We start from the raw sequence: 17,601 nt of genomic DNA, 5'->3' as shown, positions 1-17,601 counted from the left end.
GGCCGCTCCCGGCCATGCCGATTGCGGCGCGCGCGATGTGTGAACGCCGCACCGGGGGCCAGGATGGGAAGTGGCGGGCGTGCGACGGACAGCGAACGGGGCCTGCGGCCCCGGCACGAAGGAGTGTGAGTCCGATGACCGACGTCACGAGCAACGCGCCGGACGGTACGCCGAACTGGCTCGACATCGGCGTCCCGGACCTGGACCGGGCCAAGACGTTCTACGGGACGCTGCTCGGCTGGCAGTTCCAGGACACCGGCGAGGAGGCGGGGCACTACAACCTCTGCACGCTGCGCGGAGAGCCCGTCGCCGGGATGATGGCGAACCCCGAGGACCAGCCGGACGTGTACTGGTGGAACGTCTACTTCGCCGCCGACGACTGCGACGGGCTCGTCAAGCGCGTCACGGACGCGGGCGGGGAGGTCGTCGTCCCGGCCATGGACGTGATGGACCTCGGCCGCATGGCGATCGTCGCGGACACGCAGGGCGCCCAGTTCGGCCTCTGGCAGGGCCGCGCCCACGTGGGCTCCAGGATCGTCAACGACGCGGGCTCGTTCGTGTGGAACGAGCTGGCCGCGCCCGACGCGGAGGCGGCGGGCGAGTTCTACCGGACGGTGTTCGGCTACGAGCTGGAGCCGGTCCCGGGCGGCATGGACTACAAGGTCCTGCGCCGGGCGGGCGACGGCCGCTACATCGGCGGCATCCTCGGCGGCTCCGAGACCGTCCTCGGCGGCGGCGGCGACCCGGTCGCGTCCTGGCTGACCTACTTCGCCGTCGATGACGCCGACGACGCGGTCCGCAGGGTCCGCGCCGGCGGCGGCACGGTCGACTCCGAGCCGCAGGACAGCCCGTACGGGCGGTCGGCGGCCGTCCGGGACCCGTTCGGCGTCCCGTTCCACGTGATGAGGCCGGCGCCCGAACCGGAGGCGTGACGCGTGCCCCGGGGGCCCGGCTGTCCGGGCCCCCGGGTCAGCCGCTGGACGAGAGCCGCTGCGTGATCGTCCGCTGGAGGCGCTGGAGACCGGAGGTGCCGACCAGCCCGATCTGGCCCTCCAGGTCGCGCAGCAGGACGTCCTCGTTCATCACGGCCTCCGACGACTGCATCAGCACGGTGCCCGTCCCGGTGAAGTCGAACTGGTGCTCCTCGCCGGACGAGCCGCCGATCCCGAAGACCATCCGGGCGGCGCCGAACGCCCCGCGCATGTAGGAGTGGTCGTAGTGGTGGCAGGGCGACGGGCAGTCGGCCCAGCCGAGCAGCGCCTGCGGGTCGATCCTGATCGGCGGCTCCACGAAGTGGACGGGCCCGTTGGAGGCGGCCACGAACCGCCCGGTGCCGATCAGCGTCAGGAACCCGGGGATGATCGACTGCTTCAGCTCCAGGCCAGGCTCGAACGCCAGCAGGTTCCCCGCCCGGACGGTGAGGTTCCCGTTCTCCAGGTCGAAGGAGTTGACGTCGAACCCGCGGTCGGCGAGGAGCAGCTTGCCCTGCCCCTGCGCGACGATCCAGTCCTGCGCGTACAGCGGCGAGTTGAAGGTGTGCGCGACGAGGGAGTCCAGCGGGCCCGCCGACAGCGCCTCGAACCTGATCTGCCCGTAGTAGGCGATCATCTTGCCCTTCTGCGCGAACCACTGCCCGTTGAGGTCGACGCTGAAGGCGTAGGGGTTGACGTTGTCGTTGGCCGGGAGCGAGTGCGGGTTCCAGGTCTGCGTGCCGAACGTGCTCACGGGTCAGATCTTCCTCTCGCTGGCCTGGACGTAGACGACGCCGGAGCCGCTCAGCTGCAGCTGGAAGCCCTCGCCGGAGCCGCGTCCGATCATCTCGCGCAGCCCCACCGCCGTGGTGAGCTTGTTCTCCACCTGGCCGCGGTGCGCCACGTACGCCTGCGGGTCGACGTGGACGGGACGCTGCGGGCTGATCGGCAGCTCCATCACGCCGCCGTGCGACAGCAGCGCGCACGAGCCGCGCCCCATGAGCGTCGTGGTGAACAGGCCCTGCCCGCTGACCGCGCCGCGCACGATGCCGCGGACGCCGCCCTGCTCGCCCATGAACATCGTCCCGACCTGGAGGGAGGCGTCGTGCACCAGCAGCCGGTCGGCCTCGGCGTACAGGGTGTCGGCGCCGTTCAGGTCGACGACGGTGACGTGCAGCCCGCCGTGCCCGAACATCACGCTGCCCTGCCCCGTGACGTGCATCATCGCGCTGTGCTCGCCGGCGACGGCGCGCCCGAGGGCGCCGCCGACGCCGTGCCCGGCGGTGGTGGTCGGCGCGAACGACACCGGGCCGGTGTAGGCGAGCATCGCGCCGCGCTTGCTGTAGACCTCCTGCCCCGGGCCGACCGGCACCTGGAGCATCTTGGAGTTGATCGACTGGTAGCCGGGCATCAGATCTCCAGAATCCCGCCGCGCTCGGCCGGCTGGACGTAGACCAGCCCGTGCCCGTGGTACCGGAACTGCACGCTCTCCCCCGATCCCTGGCCGATCACCGTCCGCCAGTTGACGTCGGTGACCACGTCCTGCTGGAGCTGCCCGTGGTGGCAGACGTAGGCGTGCGGGTCGACGCACAGCGGCGTCTGCGGTGTGACCTCCAGCGCGATCGCCGGCCCGTCGGACAGGACCGCGACCGTGCCGTGCCCGTCCACCTTCGTGGTGGCGAGGCCCTGGCCGGTGCCCATCCCCCGCAGCCCGACGAAGTGGACGCCCGTCTGCAGGCTGCCGTCGAGGGCGAGGAGGCTCTCCGACTCCACGAACAGCGTGTCGCCGGTGAGCTGGACGAGGGTGACCTCCGTCGCCTCGCTCGCCAGGTAGACCGTCCCCTGCCCGTTGATCTCCATGAGCGTCATGCCCTCGCCGGCGATTTTGCGTTTGAGGGCGCCGCGCAGGCCCTCGCCGCCCGTCACCCCCTGCCGCTTGAACGCCATCTGCCCCTCGTAGGCGACCATGGAGCCGTTCAGCGCCCTGATGGTCTCGCCGCCGAGGTCGACGGCGAGCATCTTCGAGCCGTTCAACCGAAATTGCGCCACGAAGCGAGAAGATACAGCCCGGCGCGTTGCGGGTCCGCCGCAAGCGCGGATCGGGAAGGATGAACCCCATGTGGATCGCTCCCGAACGCCGCAGTGTCAGCCGGTGGGCCGTGCCAGGGCTCGTCCTCGGCGCCGGTGTGGTGGTCGGGGCCGTGCTGGCCGCCGACGGGCGGTCCGGGACGGCCCTGATCGCGCTCGCCGCCCTCGCCGGGTACGCGGCCTACCTCGCCTACCGGCGCAACGAGCCGGCGCTGCCGCTCAGCGAGGGCTTCGGCTCCGGCACCCGGGCCCGCGCCCACCTGCGGGCCGCCGCGATGACCGGTGACGTGCTGACCGTCGCGGTCGTCGGCGCGCTCGTCGTCCAGTCGCTGCGCGGCGCCGACATCACCGCCTACGCCTGGCTCGCCGCCGTCGCCGGCGCGACCTACCTGCTGTCGGCGCTGGCGGGCGGCCGCGGCCTGTGACCTGCCGCTTCCGGCCCGTGCGCCGGTGCGAATTGTGGGTTAACTTCGCCTGACAAGTGTGGTTTCGCGGTCGTGCGGACGGCATGATGCGCGTGTGTCCGCCATCGAGACCCTCGATGCCCTCCTCCCGGCCCGGGCCGTGTTCCACCCCGTGGTCGACCTCGGCACGGGCGCCGTCGTCGCCGTGGAGGCGCAGACGGCGCCGTCCCGCGTCCCGGTCCGGTTCGACCCGGCGTCCGAGGACGTGCGCCGCGCCGTCGAGGCCGCCCGCGCCGCCGCGGACCTCGGCACCCCGCTGCCGCTGCAGATCGGGCTGCACGCCGAGACCCTCGCGTCCGGCGAGGACCTGCTGGGCGAGCTGCACCACGGCCTCGGCGAGACCGGCCGGCGCCCGCAGGAGATCATCCTCTGCGTCGCCGGCGGGTTCCCGCCCGCCCGGCGCCCGGCCGTCGCCGCCGCCCTGGCGGCGCTGCGCCGCGCCGGATACCTCGTCGGGTCCGCCGGGCTCGGCTCCGCGCACGCGCCGCTGGACCTGCTGGCGGACGGCGCGTCCTACCTGCTCAAGCTCGACGCCGAACTGGCCCGCGGCGCGGTCACCGAGCCCCGCCGGTCGGCGCTCGTGGCGAGCTTGGTCGAGCTGGCCCACCGGCTGGAGACGCACGTCCTGGCACCCGGCATGGCGACGCGCGACCAGGTGGTGCACATGCGGGAGGCCGGGGTCAGGCTCGTCCAGGGGCCGGCGCTGGCGCCGCCGGAGTGGCGTCCCGGAATGCCGGTCAGCATTCCCGTCACGGGCGAGCACGCGGCGCCGCCCCGGCCCGGCGCCGGCCTCGGGCCCCGCGTCTCGGAGTTCACGCTGCCGGCGGTGACGCTGCCGCACACGGCGACCGCCGGCGAGGTGCTCACCGCGCTGAACGCGGAGACCGGCGCCACCAGCGTCGTCCTGGTGGACGGACGGCAGCGGCCGATCCACAGCGTGGACCGGACCCGCTTCCTGCTCCAGCTGTCGGGCGCCTATGGCCACGCCCTGCACGCGCGGCGCCCGGCCGCGCGGCTGGCCGACCCGCCGCGCCCGGTGCCGCGGACCGTCCCGGCGATCGCCGCGCTGCGCGCCGCCGGGGCCGACGACGAGCGCGTCTACGACGACCTGGTGGTGGTGGACGAGGTGGGCCGCTGCCTGGGCATCGTCCGGGTGGCCGACCTGATCCGGGCCATGTCCCGCTGAGGGGCGGCGCTGAGATCGTTCCTGCGGGCCTAGACCGTCCCGGATGATCCCTTATGGGGATCTTGGGGCGAGAGGCCGCCTGCGGCCGTTTCCTGGGCCAGGATGGCCGCCTGGACGCGGCTCACGAGGCCGAGCTTGGCGAGGATGCGGCTGACATGCGTCTTGGTGGTCGTCTCGGCCATGTCGAGGCGGACCGCGATCCGCCCGTTCGACAGGCCCTCGCCCAGGCAGGCGAAGACCTCACGCTCGCGCGGCGTCAGCTCGTCCAGACCGGGCGTCTCCGCCGGGGCGGCGGGCCTGGACGCGAAGGCGCCGATGAGCCGCCGGGTGACCTTCGGGGCGATGATCCCCTCCCCCGCCGCGACCGTCCGCACCGCCTCCACCAGCCGGTCGGCGTCCACGTCCTTCAGCAGGAACCCGGCGGCGCCCGCCCGCAGCGCCCCGAACACGTACTCGTCCAGGTCGAACGTCGTCAGCACCAGGACGTCGGTGAAGCCCGCGATCTCCCGGGTCGCGGCGATGCCGTCCAGGCGGGGCATGCGGACGTCCATGAGGACCACGTCCGGGCGCAGCTCGCGCGCCAGCTCCACCGCCCGCGCCCCGTCGGCGGCCTCGCCGACCACCCGGACGTCCGGCGCCGCGCCGAGGATCAGCACCAGGCCCGCCCGCACCGCCGCCTGGTCGTCGGCGACCAGCACCTCGATCATGCCGCTCCGCCCAGGTGGTCGACGGGCAGTTCGGCGTGCACCCGCCACCGCCCGCCGTCCGGTCCCGCGTCGAACTCCCCGGCGAGCATCACGGCGCGCTCCCGCATCCCGACCAGGCCGCTGCCGGTGCCGGGCAGCCGGGAGCCGTCCCGGCCGAGCGGGCTCAGCACGTCGATCACCACGCGCCGCCCGGCGTAGGCGACCCGCACGTCGGCGCGGCCCGGCCCGCCGTGCTTCAGCGCGTTCGTCAGCGACTCCTGGACGATCCGGTACGCGGCCAGCTCCACCGCCGCCGGCAGCTCCGGCGGCTCCCCGGTCACCTCCAGCCGCGCCGACAGGTCCGACCGCGCGGTGCCCCGGACGAGCCGGTCCAGCTCGGCCAGCCGCGGCTGCGCCGCCGGATCGTCGCCGTCGCCCTCGCGCAGCAGCCCGATCATCCGGCGCATCTCGGCCAGCCCCGCCACGCTGTTCTCCCGGATGACCTCCATGGCCCTGTTCACCCCGTCCCGGTCGAGGTCGCGCACCTTCAGCACCGCCGAGGAGTGCAGCGCCACCGCGCTCAGATGGTTGGCGATCACGTCGTGCAGCTCCCGCGCCATCCGGGCGCGCTCGGCGGTCACCGCGGCGCGCCGGTCCAGCTCGGCGAGGCGCGCGACCTGCTCGGCGCGCTGCCGCTCCGCCTCCGCCCGGAACCGGTGCTCCCGGACGGCCATCGCGGTCAGCACCGGCGCCACCCACACCAGCCCGGCCACCGCGCCCCCGACCACCGCGACGGCGACCCCGCGCAGTGCGACGCCGGCCCCGACGGCGACCGCCAGCGACGCGAAGACGGTCACCCCGAGGAGCCACTCCGCCGTGCGGCGCCGCCCGTACAGGCACGCCGCGTACAGCGCGTCCCCGTAGATCATCGCGGTGGCGATGCTGGGCCCGAGGGCGACGTCGGCGAAGTTGAACGGGGTCGACAGCGCCAGCCCGGTGAGCGGCGCGGTCCGCCGCAGCAGCATCGCCGAGCACAGCCCGAGGAGCGGGACGAGCCGCAGCCAGAGCGACGGGTTCCAGTCCTTCGACCACGTCGAGTAGCCGTGCGCCGCCAGCATCAGCAGCCCCCCGGCCAGCGCCGCCACGACGATCAGCGCGTCCTGGCGCGTGGTGAGACGTCGGATCCGGTGCACGGGTCCATCACAGCATCCCCGCCGGCGCGCCTCCTCCACCCGGGTGAGGATGCCGCGTACATCCTTCGGACGACCCGCGAAACCTCACCCCAGACGACGATCCGCCGCCCCGCGCGGGCACACGATGGAACCCGGCCGCAGAGAAGGGACTCCACCGTGCTGATAGCGGTCATCGCCGCCTGCGAGATCGGGTTCTGGGTCGTCCTGGCGGCCGGTCTCGCCGCCCGCTACCCGCTGCGGCTCCGCCGCACCGGCACGGCGCTGCTCCTGTGCGTCCCGCTGGTCGACGTGGTGCTGCTGGCCACCACGGTGATCGACCTGCGCGGCGGCGCGACCGCCGGCACCGGCCACGGCCTGGCCGCCGCCTACCTCGGCTACTCGGTCGCGTTCGGGCACAGCATGGTCCGCTGGGCGGACGAGCGCTTCGCGCACCGCTTCGCCGGCGGTCCCCCGCCGCGGGGCAAGCCCGGGTACGGCTCGGCGCGCGTCCGCTACGAATGGCGCGAGTTCGGCAAGGCCGCCCTGGCGACCGCCCTCGCCTGCGGCCTCCTCCTGGCGATGGTCGCCCTGGTGGGCGACGCCGACCGCACCGAGGCCCTCACCGCCTGGCTGGGCCGCCTCGGCACCGTCCTGGCGATCTGGTCCCTGTGGCCGATCACCCACACCCTCTGGCCCGCGAAGCCCAAGGACGTCAGCCAGGACCCCGCAGAGCACGCGCCCCCAAGGTGACGATCGGCGGCGACCCAGGGCACCCGGTCGTCATCGGTGTTCCACGACCCGCCGGGCGCGGGTGAGGCCGCGGTCCCGGGTGGGAGCGCGGCCTCGCGGCTGCAGGAGCGTCAGACGTTGAAGCCCAGGGCGCGGAGCTGGTCGCGGCCGTCGTCGGTGATCTTGTCGGGGCCCCACGGCGGGAGCCAGACCCAGTTGATCTTGACGTCCTTGACGAGGCCCTCCAGGGCGCTGTGGGCCTGGTCCTCGATCACGTCGGTGAGCGGGCAGGCGGCGCTGGTGAGCGTCATGTCCAGGGTGGCGACCTCGTCGGCGAGGCCGACGCCGTAGACCAGGCCGAGGTCGACGACGTTGATGCCGAGCTCCGGGTCGACGACGTCCTTGAGCGCCTCCATGACCTCCTCCTGCTCGGGAGACAGGGCCTGGTCCGCGGACGGGGCGGTCGTGGTGTCGGTCTCGGGCGTGTCGGTCATGATGCCTCTCCGAGTGCGCGTGCGGTCGCGTCCTTCCACGCCATCCAGGCGAGCAGGGCGCATTTGATCCTGGCGGGGTACTTGGAGACCCCGGCGAAGGCGATGGCGTCCTCCAGGACGTCCTCGTCGGGCTCGACGTCCTGGCCGCGGGACTGCATCAGCGCCAGGAACTCCTCGCCGACCGCCATCGCCTCCTTGACGGACTTGCCGATGATCAGGTCGGACATCACGGAGGCGCTGGCCTGGCTGATCGAGCAGCCCATGGCGTCGTAGGAGACGTCGGCGACCGTGGCGTCCTGGCCCTCGCCGTCCAGGTGGACGCGCAGCGTCACCTCGTCGCCGCAGGTCGGGTTGACGTGGTGCGCCTCACCCTCGAAGGGCTCCCGCAGCCCCTTGTGCAGAGGGTTGCGGTAATGGTCCAGGATGACCTCCTGGTACATCGCCTCCAGCTGCATGTCGTCCTTTCCAAAGGCTCTCTCGCTACAACCCGGCAGGTCCTCAGGCTGTTCCTTTCAGGGGGGCCGACCCCCCTGAACCCCCCGGTTATGAGGTGCCGAAGAATTTCTGGGCCTGCCGCACCGCGTCGGCGAGCGCGTCGATGTCGCCGAGGGTGTTGTAGAGGTAGAACGTCGCGCGGGTGGTGGCCGGGATGCCGAAGCGGCGGCAGATCGGCCACGCGCAGTGGTGGCCGACGCGGACCTCGACGCCCAGCTCGTCCAGCACCTGCCCGACGTCGTGCGGGTGGATGTCCTCGACGGTGAACGACACGGCGCCGCCGCGGGCCTCGGTGGTGCCGGGGCCGATGACGCGGACGCCGGGGATCTCGCCGAGCCGCTCCAGCGTGTAGCCGACGAGGGCCTCCTCGTGGGCGTGCACGCGGTCCATGCCGATCTCGGCGAGGTAGTCGCAGGCGACGCCGAGCCCGATGGCCTGGGCGGTCATCGGGACGCCGGCCTCGAACCGCTGCGGCGGCGGCATGAACGTGGTCTCCTCCATGCGGACGACCTCGATCATGGAGCCGCCGGTGATGAACGGCGGCATGGCCTCCAGCAGCTCGCTGCGCCCCCACAGCACGCCGATGCCGGTCGGGCCGAGCATCTTGTGCCCGGAGAACGCCAGGAAGTCGGCGCCGAGCGCGGTCACGTCGACCGGCTGGTGCGGAACCGACTGGGCGGCGTCCAGCAGGACGAGCGCGCCGACCGCGTGGGCACGGTCCACGATCCGCTCGACCGGCGGGACGGTCCCCAGCACGTTCGACTGGTGCGTCAGCGCGACGATCTTGGTGCGCTCGTTGACGAGCTCGTCGAGGTCCGCCAGGTCCAGGCGGCCCTCGTCGGTGATCCCGAACCAGCGCAGCGTCGCGCCCGTCCGCAGGCAGAGCTGCTGCCACGGGACGAGGTTGGCGTGGTGCTCCATCTCCGACACCACGACCTCGTCGCCCGGGCCGACGGCGAAGCGCTCCGCCTCCGGCCCGGCGGTGGCCGCGTTGCTCATCGCGTACGCGACCAGGTTGATGCCCTCGGTGGCGTTCTTGGTGAACACGATCTCGCCGGGCGTCGCGCCGATGAACCGGGCGATCGACACGCGGGCGTTCTCGTAGGCCTCCGTCGCCTCCTCGGCGAGCAGGTGCGCGCCGCGGTGCGGCGCCGCGTTGTGCCGCTCGTAGAACTCCCGCTCCGCGTCCAGCACCCGGACGGGCTTCTGCGACGTCGCCCCCGAGTCGAGGTACACCAGAGGACGCCCGCCCCGGACCGTGCGCCGCAGCAGCGGAAAGTCCTTCTTCAGCTCCTCGGGCAGCAGGTTCATGCCCTGCCCCTGTGGGGGGACGACCCCCCCCGCCCCCCGGTTCGCTTCGCTCATGCGGACGCGCCCGCCTTCGCGTACTTCTCGTACCCCTCGTTCTCCAGCTCGTCGGCCAGCTCGGGGCCGCCCTCGGCGACGACGCGGCCGCCGGAGAAGACGTGCACGAAGTCGGGCTTCACGTACCGCAGGATGCGGGTGTAGTGCGTGATGAGCAGGACGCCGGTGTCGCCGCCGGCGAACCGGTTGACGCCCTCGGAGACGACCTTGAGCGCGTCGACGTCGAGGCCGGAGTCGGTCTCGTCCAGGACGGCGACCTTCGGCTTCAGCATCTCCAGCTGCAGGATCTCGTGCCGCTTCTTCTCGCCGCCGGAGAAGCCCTCGTTCAGGCTGCGCTGCGCGAACGCCGGGTCGATGGACAGGTCGTCCATCGCCTTCTTCATCTCCTTGGAGAAGTCGCGGAGCTTCGGGGCCTCGCCGCGGACGGCGGTGACGGCCGAGCGCAGGAAGTTGGAGACCGAGACGCCGGGCACCTCGACCGGGTACTGCATCGCCAGGAACAGCCCGGCGCGGGCGCGCTCGTCGACCGACATGGCCAGGACGTCCTCGCCGTCCAGCGTGACGGCGCCGGAGGTCACCTCGTACTTCGGGTGGCCGGCGACCGCGTAGGCCAGGGTGGACTTGCCGGAGCCGTTCGGCCCCATGATCGCGTGGGTCTCGCCGGCCTTCACGGTCAGGTCGACCCCGCGCAGGATCTCCTTCGCCCCGTCGGAGCCGTCGCCGACGGAGACGTGGAGGTCGCGGATCTCTAGCGTGGCCATAGTGCGTGTAGTCCTTCGTCGTGCGGTCAGTCGTCGGCGGCGAGCGAGACGTAGACGTCGCCGTCCTCGACCTTGACCTTGTAGGTGGCGACCGGCTGCGTGGCCGGCGGATTGGTGGGCTTGCCGCTGCGCAGGTCGAAGCAGGACCCGTGCAGCCAGCACTCGATGGTGCCGTCGTAGACCTCGCCCTCGGACAGCGAGACCTCGGCGTGCGAGCAGATGTCGCTCAGGGCGTACACGTCGGCGCCGCTGCGCGCGACGGCGACGGGCGTGTCGTCGACCTCGACGGCGAGCGCGCCGTCGGCCGGGACGTCGTCCAGCGCGCACACCTTCACGTACGTCACTTGGCCGCTCCCCGGTCGAGTTCGGCCTCGATCGCGTCGTGCACCTTCTCGCGCACCTCGGCGACCTCGATGCGCTCGATCAGCTGGCCGAGGAAGCCCCGGACCACCATGCGGCGCGCCGCGTCGAAGGTGATGCCGCGCGCCCGCAGGTAGAACAGGTGCTCGTCGTCCAGCCGCCCGGACGCCGAGGCGTGCCCCGCGCCGGCGACCTCGCCGGTGAGGATCTCCAGGTTCGGCACCGAGTCGACCCGCGTCCCGTCGGTGAGGACGAGGTTGCGGTTCAGCTCGTAGGTGTCGGTGCCCTCGGCCTCCGCGCGGATGATCACGTCGCCGATCCAGACGGCGTGCGCGTCCTGGTCCTGCAGGGCGCCGCGGTAGTCGACGCGGCTGCGGCAGTGCGGGACGGTGTGGTCGACGAGGAGGCGGTGCTCCATGTGCTGGCCGCCGTCCACGAAGTACACCCCGTACAGCTCGGCGTCGCCGCCGGGCCCGTCGTAGGAGACCGACGGCGAGATCCGCACGACGTCGCCGCCGAGGGAGATGTTGTGCGAGACGAACCGGGCGTCGCGGCCGAGCCGGGCGTGCTGGTGGGAGACGTGCACGGCGCCGTCCGCCCAGTCCTGCAGGCTGATCACCGACAGGCGGGCGCCGTCGCCGACGACGAACTCGACGTTGTCGGCGTAGGTCGCCGACCCGTGGTGCGTGAGCACGACGGTGGCCTCGGCGAACGGCTCCAGGACGACCGTGGTGTGCCCGTAGGCGGCGGCCGGCGGCCCCGCGAGCTCAGCACTGTCGCCGCGCAGCCGCAGCACGGTCGGCGCCGAGGCGGCGGTCTCCTTCGGGACGGTCACGACGGTCGCGTGCGTGAAGGAGTTCCACGCCTGCGCGCTGACCCGGTCGGCCGGGACGTAGGACCTGCCGAGGCGGGCGTCGTCGCGGCCGACGGTCTCGACCGTCACCTCCGGCGGCGCCTCGGCCTCCACCAGGACCTTGCCGCCGTCCTCGGCGGTGCCGTTGTGCAGGCCGCGCAGGCGGCGCAGCGGGGTGAACCGCCACTCCTCCTCGCGGCCCGTCGGCACGTCGAAGTCGCCGACCTCGTACGACGCCTTCTCGTGCAGCGTCGAGAGAGGCTTCTGCTCCAGCCCCATCAGCCGACGGCTCCTTCCATCTGCAGCTCGATCAGCCGGTTCAGCTCCAGGGCGTACTCCATCGGCAGCTCGCGTGCGATGGGCTCGACGAACCCGCGCACGATCATCGCCATGGCCTCGTCCTCGGTCATGCCGCGGCTCATGAGGTAGAACAGCTGCTGCTCCGAGACCTTGGAGACGGTCGCCTCGTGGCCCATCTCCACGTCGTCCTCGCGGACGTCGACGTAGGGGTAGGTGTCGGACCGGCTGATCTGGTCGACGAGCAGCGCGTCGCACTTCACCGTGGACTTGCTGTGCTCGGCGCCCTCCTGGATCTGCACCAGGCCCCGGTAGGACGTGCGGCCGCCGCCGCGCGCCACCGACTTGGAGATGATGCTGGAGGAGGTGTTGGGCGCGGCGTGCACCATCTTGGCGCCGGCGTCCTGGTGCTGGTCCTCGCCCGCGAACGCGATCGACAGGGTCTCGCCCTTGGCGTGCTCGCCGAGCAGGTAGATCGCCGGGTACTTCATGGTGACCTTGGAGCCGATGTTGCCGTCGACCCACTCCATGGTGGCGCCCTCGTAGGCGACGGCGCGCTTGGTCACCAGGTTGTAGACGTTGTTGGACCAGTTCTGGATCGTCGTGTACCGGACGCGGGCGTCCTTCTTCACGACGATCTCCACGACGGCGGAGTGCAGCGAGTCCGACTTGTAGATCGGGGCGGTGCAGCCCTCGACGTAGTGGACGTAGGAGCCCTCGTCGGCGATGATCAGCGTCCGCTCGAACTGGCCCATGTTCTCGGTGTTGATCCGGAAGTAGGCCTGGAGCGGGATCTCCACGTGCACGCCCGGCGGGACGTAGATGAACGAGCCGCCCGACCACACGGAGGTGTTCAGCGCGGCGAACTTGTTGTCACCGACCGGGATCACCGAGCCGAAGTACTCCTGGAAGATCTCCGGGTGCTCGCGCAGGCCGGTGTCGGTGTCGACGAAGATGACGCCCTTCTCCTCAAGGTCCTCGCGGATCTTGTGGTAGACGACCTCCGACTCGTACTGGGCGGCGACGCCGGCGATGAGGCGCTGCTTCTCGGCCTCGGGGATGCCGAGCTTGTCGTAGGTGTTCTTGATGTCCTCCGGGAGCTCCTCCCAGGAGGCGGCCTGCTGCTCGGTGGAGCGCACGAAGTACTTGATGTTCTCGAAGTCGATGCCCGACAGGTCGGAGCCCCAGCTGGGCATCGGCTTCTTGCTGAACAGCCGCAGCCCCTTGAGGCGCAGGTCGAGCATCCACTCAGGCTCGTTCTTCTTGGTCGAGATGTCGCGGACGACGTCCTCGTTCAGGCCGCGCTTCGCCGAGGCTCCGGCCTCGTCGGAGTCGGCCCAGCCGAACTTGTACCTGTCGAGCCCTTCCAGCTCTGGGTGGGCTGCCGTAGTCATAGGAGAGTCCCTCCGGACGCCTCGTCACTGATCCTTGTGTTTTCGGGGGATGGCTCCCCCGCGTCCCCGCCAGGGGTGACGCTCGCGGCCGGGTCGCCGCTCTCGTCCTTCTGGGCGCTCCCGCACAGGGAGCGGGGGCTGATGTGGGTGGTGCAGATGCCGTCGCCGTGCGCGATCGTGGCCAGCCGCTGGACGGGTGTGCCCAGCAGCCGGCTGAACGCCTCGGTCTCGGCCTCGCACAGCTGCGGGAACTCCGCGGCGACGTGCGCGACCGGGCAGTGGTGCTGGCACAGCTGCTCGCCGCCGCCCGGCTGGGGCGCCTTCGCGGCGGCGGCCGCGTAGCCGTCGCCCGACAGCGCCTCGGCGAGCGTGCGGACCCGCTGGTGGGGCGGGGCGTCCTGCACGACAGGCCGGTACCGGCGCTCCAGGTCGGCGATCTGCCGCCGGGCGAACTCGGCGACCGCGTGGCCGCCGGCCGTCTCGGCGAGGAACCGCAGCGCGCTGGTCGCCAGGTCGTCGTAGGCGTGCACGAAGGCGCTGCGCCCGGCGTCGGTGATGGCGAACCACTTGGCGGGACGGCCCCGGCCGCGCCGGGTCTGCGGGATCCGCGCCTTGCGGACCTCGATCATGCCCTCGGCCAGTAGCGCGTCCAGGTGCCGGCGGATCGCGGCCGGCGTGAGGCCGACGCGTTCGCCCAGCGTGGACGCCGTGACCGGGCCGTGCTCAAGGATCAGCCGGGCCACCCGCGCGCGTGTGTCACGCTCGGTGTGGCCAGGCGCGGACGGGACGCCGAAGGGCCGCGCGGCGGCGGCCTCGGTGCTCGTCTGATCCTCGCTCACGTATTTCACAACATCAGTGTGCCGTAATTACTTCCCTTGAAACACCGGATTCCCGATGTCGTAGCTCACGCAGGTAAGCCTTACCTAACCTGGGCTTTCGCCGCCGGCCCGCGCGGCGGACCCGCGCGGCAGCAGCAGCACCGGGCACGCGGCGGCGCGGACGATCTTGCCGGCGGTCTCGCCGAGGAAGACCTTGCGCAGCGGCCCGTCCTGGCCGGACAGGCAGGCGAGCACCTCGCCGTGCAGCATATCGACCGTGCCGAGGGTCTTGGCGACGTCCGGCCCGACGGCCGTGAGCCGCTCCACCGGCGTCCGGCCGCCGAACAGCCCGGCGGCGTGGCGGAGGTCCTCCTCCGCCTGGGCGAGCTGGCGGTCCAGCACACCGCCCGGAACGTGGAACCTGGCCGAGAGCCCGGGCGGCCGCAGCACCAGGGTGAGCAGCCGCAGCTCCACGTCCAGCCGGCCGGCGAGCTCGGCGGCGGCCGACAGCGGGCCCTCGGTGTCGCGGCGCCGCCAGTACGCGAGCGTCATCCGTGCGAGCCGGCCCGGCGGGTCCGCCGCGTAGCCGCGCGGGGCCAGCATGACCGGGACGGGCGAGCCGTGCAGCAGCTGGTCGGCGGTGCTGCCGATCGCGACCCGGCCGCGCCGCCCGCGCGGCGCCGATCCGGCCACGATCAGGCCGGCGCCCATGTCCCTGGCGACCTCGATGAGGCCGCGCCCGCTGCCCCGGTGGGCGTGGACGCGCAGGGTCACGTCCGCCTCCGGGACGTCCAGCTCCGCCAGCCTCCCGGCGGCCGCGGCGAGCGCCTCCTCGGCCTGGGCCTTGAGGTAGGCCACCCATTCGGCGTCGACCGAGCCGGGGCCCCGGGCCGGCCACGGCGGCGGATGGACGTGCAGCACCGTCAGCGGCGCCGCCATCGTCCGGGCGGCCAGCGCGGCAAGCGCGAGCGCGTCGTCGCCGCGCTCGTCCGGCGAGTACCCGACGAGCACCCGCATACCGCTCGGATCGCTCCCCCTCACGGCGTTCACGGTGCCCCCTTTCCCGCGGATCCGCCGGCCAGCCGTGAATGGCGGCGGCCGTACAGGAAGTAGGCGACCAGGCCGGCGGCGCTCCAGAGCGCGAACACGATCCAGGTCACGCCGCCGAGGCCGACCATCAGGTACAGGCACAGCGCGACGCCGAGCAGCGGCGTCAGCGGGTAGAGCGGCGTGCGGAAGCTGCGCGGCAGGTCGGGACGGGTGCGGCGCAGGACGATGACTCCGACACTGACCAGCGCGAACGCGAACAGCGTCCCGATGCTGGTGGCGTCCACGAGCCGGCCGAGCGGGATGACGGCGGCGAGGACCGAGATGAACGCCGCCACGATGACGGTGTTGGCGACCGGGACGCGGCGTCCCGGGCTCACCTTCTGGAAGACCTGCGGGACGAGCCCGTCCCGCGACATCGCGAACAGGATGCGGGTCTGCCCGTACATGACGGTGAGGACGACGCTGGCGATGGCGATCACCGCGCCCAGGGACAGGATCATCGACGGCCAGGTCCGCCCGGTCGCCTCGTCCAGCACCCGCGCGAGCGACGCCTCCGAGCCGCTCAGATCGAACTCCTGCCAGTGCATCGCGCCGACCGCGGCGAGCCCGACGAGCACGTAGACGGCGGTCACGATGGCCAGCGAGAGCATGATCGCCATGGGCAGGTCGCGCCGCGGGTTCTTGGCCTCCTCACCGGCGGTGGAGGCGGCGTCGAAGCCGATGTAGGAGAAGAACACCTTGGACCCGGCGGCGCTGATCCCCGCCCAGCCCATCGGCGCGAACGGGGTGAGGTTGCCCGAGTGCATCGCGGTGAAGGCGACCGCGCAGAAGAACAGCAGCACGCCGATCTTCAGGAACACCATGACCGTGTTCGCGGTGGCGCTCTCGGACGTGCCGCGCAGCAGCAGGAACGTGGCGAACAGCACCACGATCACGGCGGGCACGTTGACGAGCCCGCCGTCCCCCGGCGGGTTGCTGATCTCGGCCGGGATCGTGAAGCCGAACGCCGCGTCGAAGAACTCGTTGAGGTAGGAGCCCCAGCCGACCGACACCGCCGACACCGATACCGCGTACTCCAGCAGCAGGCACCAGCCGCAGACCCATGCGACCAGTTCGCCGAGCGTGGCGTAGGCGTAGGAGTAGGACGAGCCGGACACCGGGATCGTCCCGGCCAGCTCCGCGTACGACAGCGCCGAGAACAGGGCGGTGACGGCGGCGAGGACGAACGACAGCACGACCGCGGGCCCGGCAAGCGGCACCGCCTCGCCGAGGACGACGAAGATGCCGGTGCCGAGGGTCGCGCCGACGCTGAAGAGGGTGAGCTGCAGCAGGCTCATCGTGCGCTTCAGCTCGCCGCCCTCGCCCTGCCCGCCCTCGGCGACGATGCGGTCGACCGGCTTCGTCCGCAGCAGGCTGCGGACGAACGACGGCCGCGCCGTCCCGGCGGTCACAGGGTGCTCGCCAGCGGCCAGGTGGCGTTGGGGGTGACGATCGTGCCGGCGGTCCCCTCCAGGATCCGCTCGCACTGGTCGAGCAGGCCGATCGCGGCCATGTCGCCCGTCCGCTCGACGAAGCTCGCCACCGCCTCGACCTTGGGGCCCATCGACCCGGCGGGGAAGTCCTCGGCGCGCAGCTCGTGCGGGGTCGTGTGGGTGATCTCCTCCTGCCGCGGGGTGCCGAAGTGCCGCATCACGCGGGGCACGTCGGTGAGGACGAGCAGCGCGTCCGCGTCCATGCTCTCGGCGAGGACGGACGCGGTGCGGTCCTTGTCGATCACCGCCTCGACGCCCTCCAGTTGCCCCACGTCGTTGCGGAAGACCGGGATGCCGCCGCCGCCCGCGCAGACCACCACCGTGCCGAGCCGGACCAGCTCACGGATCAGCCGGGTCTCGATGACCCGCTGCGGGCGCGGGGACGGGACGACGCGGCGCCAGCGGTCCCCGTCCTGGCGGACCGTCCAGCCGTACTCGGCGGCGAGCTTCTCGGCCTCGTCCCGGTCGTAGACCTGCCCGACGAACTTGGTGGGGTTCTCGAACGCCGGGTCGACCGCCGACACCAGCGTCTGGTTGATCATGGCCATGACCTGGCGGCCGGGCAGCGCGTTCTGCAGCGCCTGCAGCATCCAGTAGCCGATCATGCCCTGGGTCTCGGCGCCGATCGTGTCCAGGGGGTAGGGCCGGGTCAGGTTCGGGTCGTTGACGCTCTCCAGCGACAGCACCCCGACCTGCGGCCCGTTCCCGTGCGTGACGATCAGCTCGTGCTTCTCGGCGAGCGGCGCCAGCGACCGCACCGCCCGGTCGACGTTCGCGCGCTGCAAGGCGGCGTCGGGCGTCTCGCCCCGCTTGACCAGCGCGTTCCCCCCGAGCGCGACGACCACGCGCATATGTCCCCCTCATCCGGCCGGCGTGGCGGCCGGGC

The 17,601-nt window shown here is 72.5% G+C and carries 20 protein-coding genes; 4 read left to right on the top strand and 16 right to left on the bottom strand.

Translation table 11 applies throughout. The features are described 5' to 3' along the window. Window positions 1-134 precede the first annotated feature (134 nt). Entirely contained in the window at window positions 135-932 is a 798-nt protein-coding gene (locus E1293_RS04190) for a VOC family protein (RefSeq protein ID WP_132193968.1), read from the top strand. 37 nt (window positions 933-969) lie between these two features. Here the strand turns inward: E1293_RS04190 and E1293_RS04185 are convergent, their stop codons facing one another. Genes E1293_RS04185 through E1293_RS04175 form a run of 3 tightly spaced genes read right to left on the bottom strand, consistent with a single transcriptional unit; the run spans window position 970 to window position 3,020 of the window. Continuing rightward, window positions 970-1,725, bottom strand: coding sequence for an AIM24 family protein (locus tag E1293_RS04185; protein WP_132193966.1), 756 nt, complete (start codon window positions 1,723-1,725; stop codon window positions 970-972). A gap of 3 nt (window positions 1,726-1,728) precedes the next feature. Beyond that, the gene (locus E1293_RS04180) at window positions 1,729-2,382 is read right to left on the bottom strand and encodes an AIM24 family protein (RefSeq protein ID WP_132193964.1); all 654 of its coding nucleotides are present in this window, start codon (window positions 2,380-2,382) and stop codon (window positions 1,729-1,731) included. Then, on the bottom strand, window positions 2,382-3,020 hold the full coding sequence (locus E1293_RS04175) for an AIM24 family protein (RefSeq protein ID WP_243716006.1): 639 nt from the start codon (window positions 3,018-3,020) through the stop codon (window positions 2,382-2,384). Before E1293_RS04175 ends, E1293_RS04180 begins: the two co-directional genes overlap by 1 nt. A gap of 68 nt (window positions 3,021-3,088) precedes the next feature. Between E1293_RS04175 and E1293_RS04170 the strand changes: the two genes are divergently transcribed. Then, on the top strand, window positions 3,089-3,484 hold the full coding sequence (locus E1293_RS04170; RefSeq protein ID WP_132193962.1) for an ABC transporter permease: 396 nt from the start codon (window positions 3,089-3,091) through the stop codon (window positions 3,482-3,484). Window positions 3,485-3,578: 94 nt separating this feature from the next. After that, entirely contained in the window at window positions 3,579-4,709 is a 1,131-nt protein-coding gene (locus E1293_RS04165; RefSeq protein WP_243716005.1) for an EAL domain-containing protein, read from the top strand. A gap of 29 nt (window positions 4,710-4,738) precedes the next feature. On the opposite strand, the gene E1293_RS04160 is transcribed toward E1293_RS04165, so the two are convergent. Continuing rightward, window positions 4,739-5,416, bottom strand: a complete 678-nt coding sequence (locus E1293_RS04160) for a response regulator (RefSeq protein ID WP_132193960.1) — start codon at window positions 5,414-5,416, stop codon at window positions 4,739-4,741. Continuing rightward, the gene (locus tag E1293_RS04155) at window positions 5,413-6,588 is read right to left on the bottom strand and encodes a sensor histidine kinase (protein WP_243716004.1); all 1,176 of its coding nucleotides are present in this window, start codon (window positions 6,586-6,588) and stop codon (window positions 5,413-5,415) included. The genes E1293_RS04160 and E1293_RS04155 overlap by 4 nt, the downstream gene beginning before the upstream one ends. A 156-nt stretch (window positions 6,589-6,744) precedes the next feature. On the opposite strand from E1293_RS04155, the gene E1293_RS04150 reads away from it, so the two are divergent. Further along, a complete protein-coding gene (locus tag E1293_RS04150) occupies window positions 6,745-7,317 on the top strand; it encodes a hypothetical protein (protein WP_132193958.1) in 573 nt (190 codons plus the stop codon). A gap of 110 nt (window positions 7,318-7,427) precedes the next feature. On the opposite strand, the gene E1293_RS04145 is transcribed toward E1293_RS04150, so the two are convergent. The 11 genes from E1293_RS04145 to arcC form a co-directional block, all read right to left on the bottom strand. Next, window positions 7,428-7,790: a metal-sulfur cluster assembly factor gene (locus tag E1293_RS04145; RefSeq protein ID WP_132193956.1), complete on the bottom strand. Its 363-nt coding sequence runs from the start codon at window positions 7,788-7,790 to the stop codon at window positions 7,428-7,430. Beyond that, window positions 7,787-8,245 (bottom strand): Fe-S cluster assembly sulfur transfer protein SufU, encoded by a 459-nt coding sequence (sufU, locus tag E1293_RS04140; RefSeq protein WP_132193954.1) that lies wholly within the window; start codon window positions 8,243-8,245, stop codon window positions 7,787-7,789. Before sufU ends, E1293_RS04145 begins: the two co-directional genes overlap by 4 nt. Window positions 8,246-8,333: 88 nt before the next feature. Next, complete coding sequence (locus tag E1293_RS04135) at window positions 8,334-9,596, bottom strand: cysteine desulfurase (RefSeq protein ID WP_132193952.1); 1,263 nt, start codon at window positions 9,594-9,596, stop codon at window positions 8,334-8,336. Window positions 9,597-9,646: 50 nt separating this feature from the next. After that, on the bottom strand, window positions 9,647-10,411 hold the full coding sequence (sufC, locus tag E1293_RS04130) for a Fe-S cluster assembly ATPase SufC (protein ID WP_132193950.1): 765 nt from the start codon (window positions 10,409-10,411) through the stop codon (window positions 9,647-9,649). 26 nt (window positions 10,412-10,437) lie between these two features. Beyond that, complete coding sequence (locus E1293_RS04125) at window positions 10,438-10,755, bottom strand: non-heme iron oxygenase ferredoxin subunit (RefSeq protein WP_132193948.1); 318 nt, start codon at window positions 10,753-10,755, stop codon at window positions 10,438-10,440. Next, on the bottom strand, window positions 10,752-11,903 hold the full coding sequence (gene sufD / locus E1293_RS04120; protein ID WP_132193946.1) for a Fe-S cluster assembly protein SufD: 1,152 nt from the start codon (window positions 11,901-11,903) through the stop codon (window positions 10,752-10,754). Before sufD ends, E1293_RS04125 begins: the two co-directional genes overlap by 4 nt. Then, window positions 11,903-13,315 carry a Fe-S cluster assembly protein SufB gene (gene sufB / locus E1293_RS04115; protein ID WP_132193944.1) on the bottom strand — a complete coding sequence of 471 codons (1,413 nt, stop codon included), beginning with the start codon at window positions 13,313-13,315 and terminating at the stop codon, window positions 11,903-11,905. Before sufB ends, sufD begins: the two co-directional genes overlap by 1 nt. Further along, complete coding sequence (locus E1293_RS04110) at window positions 13,312-14,154, bottom strand: helix-turn-helix transcriptional regulator (RefSeq protein ID WP_132193942.1); 843 nt, start codon at window positions 14,152-14,154, stop codon at window positions 13,312-13,314. The genes sufB and E1293_RS04110 overlap by 4 nt, the downstream gene beginning before the upstream one ends. Before the next feature lie 84 nt (window positions 14,155-14,238). After that, window positions 14,239-15,183 (bottom strand): universal stress protein, encoded by a 945-nt coding sequence (locus E1293_RS04105; RefSeq protein ID WP_243716003.1) that lies wholly within the window; start codon window positions 15,181-15,183, stop codon window positions 14,239-14,241. Beyond that, window positions 15,180-16,634: an amino acid permease gene (locus E1293_RS04100; RefSeq protein ID WP_207938661.1), complete on the bottom strand. Its 1,455-nt coding sequence runs from the start codon at window positions 16,632-16,634 to the stop codon at window positions 15,180-15,182. The genes E1293_RS04105 and E1293_RS04100 overlap by 4 nt, the downstream gene beginning before the upstream one ends. Continuing rightward, window positions 16,631-17,566, bottom strand: coding sequence for a carbamate kinase (gene arcC, locus E1293_RS04095; RefSeq protein ID WP_132193941.1), 936 nt, complete (start codon window positions 17,564-17,566; stop codon window positions 16,631-16,633). Before arcC ends, E1293_RS04100 begins: the two co-directional genes overlap by 4 nt. Window positions 17,567-17,601: the final 35 nt, after the last annotated feature.

Source organism: Actinomadura darangshiensis (genome assembly GCF_004349235.1).
GTDB lineage: Bacteria > Actinomycetota > Actinomycetes > Streptosporangiales > Streptosporangiaceae > Spirillospora > Spirillospora darangshiensis.
The sequence above is the reverse complement of the archived record's forward strand: the minus strand, read 5'-3'. Positions and strand labels throughout refer to the sequence as shown.

Coding starts and splice junctions, on each gene's coding strand:
- E1293_RS04190 (WP_132193968.1), top strand. CDS start 135: ATGACCGACGTCACGAGCAACGCGCCGGACGGTACGCCGAACTGGCTC.
- E1293_RS04180 (WP_132193964.1), bottom strand. CDS start 2,382: ATGCCCGGCTACCAGTCGATCAACTCCAAGATGCTCCAGGTGCCGGTC.
- E1293_RS04170 (WP_132193962.1), top strand. CDS start 3,089: ATGTGGATCGCTCCCGAACGCCGCAGTGTCAGCCGGTGGGCCGTGCCA.
- E1293_RS04160 (WP_132193960.1), bottom strand. CDS start 5,416: ATGATCGAGGTGCTGGTCGCCGACGACCAGGCGGCGGTGCGGGCGGGC.
- E1293_RS04145 (WP_132193956.1), bottom strand. CDS start 7,790: ATGACCGACACGCCCGAGACCGACACCACGACCGCCCCGTCCGCGGAC.
- sufU (WP_132193954.1), bottom strand. CDS start 8,245: ATGCAGCTGGAGGCGATGTACCAGGAGGTCATCCTGGACCATTACCGC.
- E1293_RS04135 (WP_132193952.1), bottom strand. CDS start 9,596: ATGAACCTGCTGCCCGAGGAGCTGAAGAAGGACTTTCCGCTGCTGCGG.
- sufC (WP_132193950.1), bottom strand. CDS start 10,411: ATGGCCACGCTAGAGATCCGCGACCTCCACGTCTCCGTCGGCGACGGC.
- sufD (WP_132193946.1), bottom strand. CDS start 11,903: ATGGGGCTGGAGCAGAAGCCTCTCTCGACGCTGCACGAGAAGGCGTCG.
- sufB (WP_132193944.1), bottom strand. CDS start 13,315: ATGACTACGGCAGCCCACCCAGAGCTGGAAGGGCTCGACAGGTACAAG.
- arcC (WP_132193941.1), bottom strand. CDS start 17,566: ATGCGCGTGGTCGTCGCGCTCGGGGGGAACGCGCTGGTCAAGCGGGGC.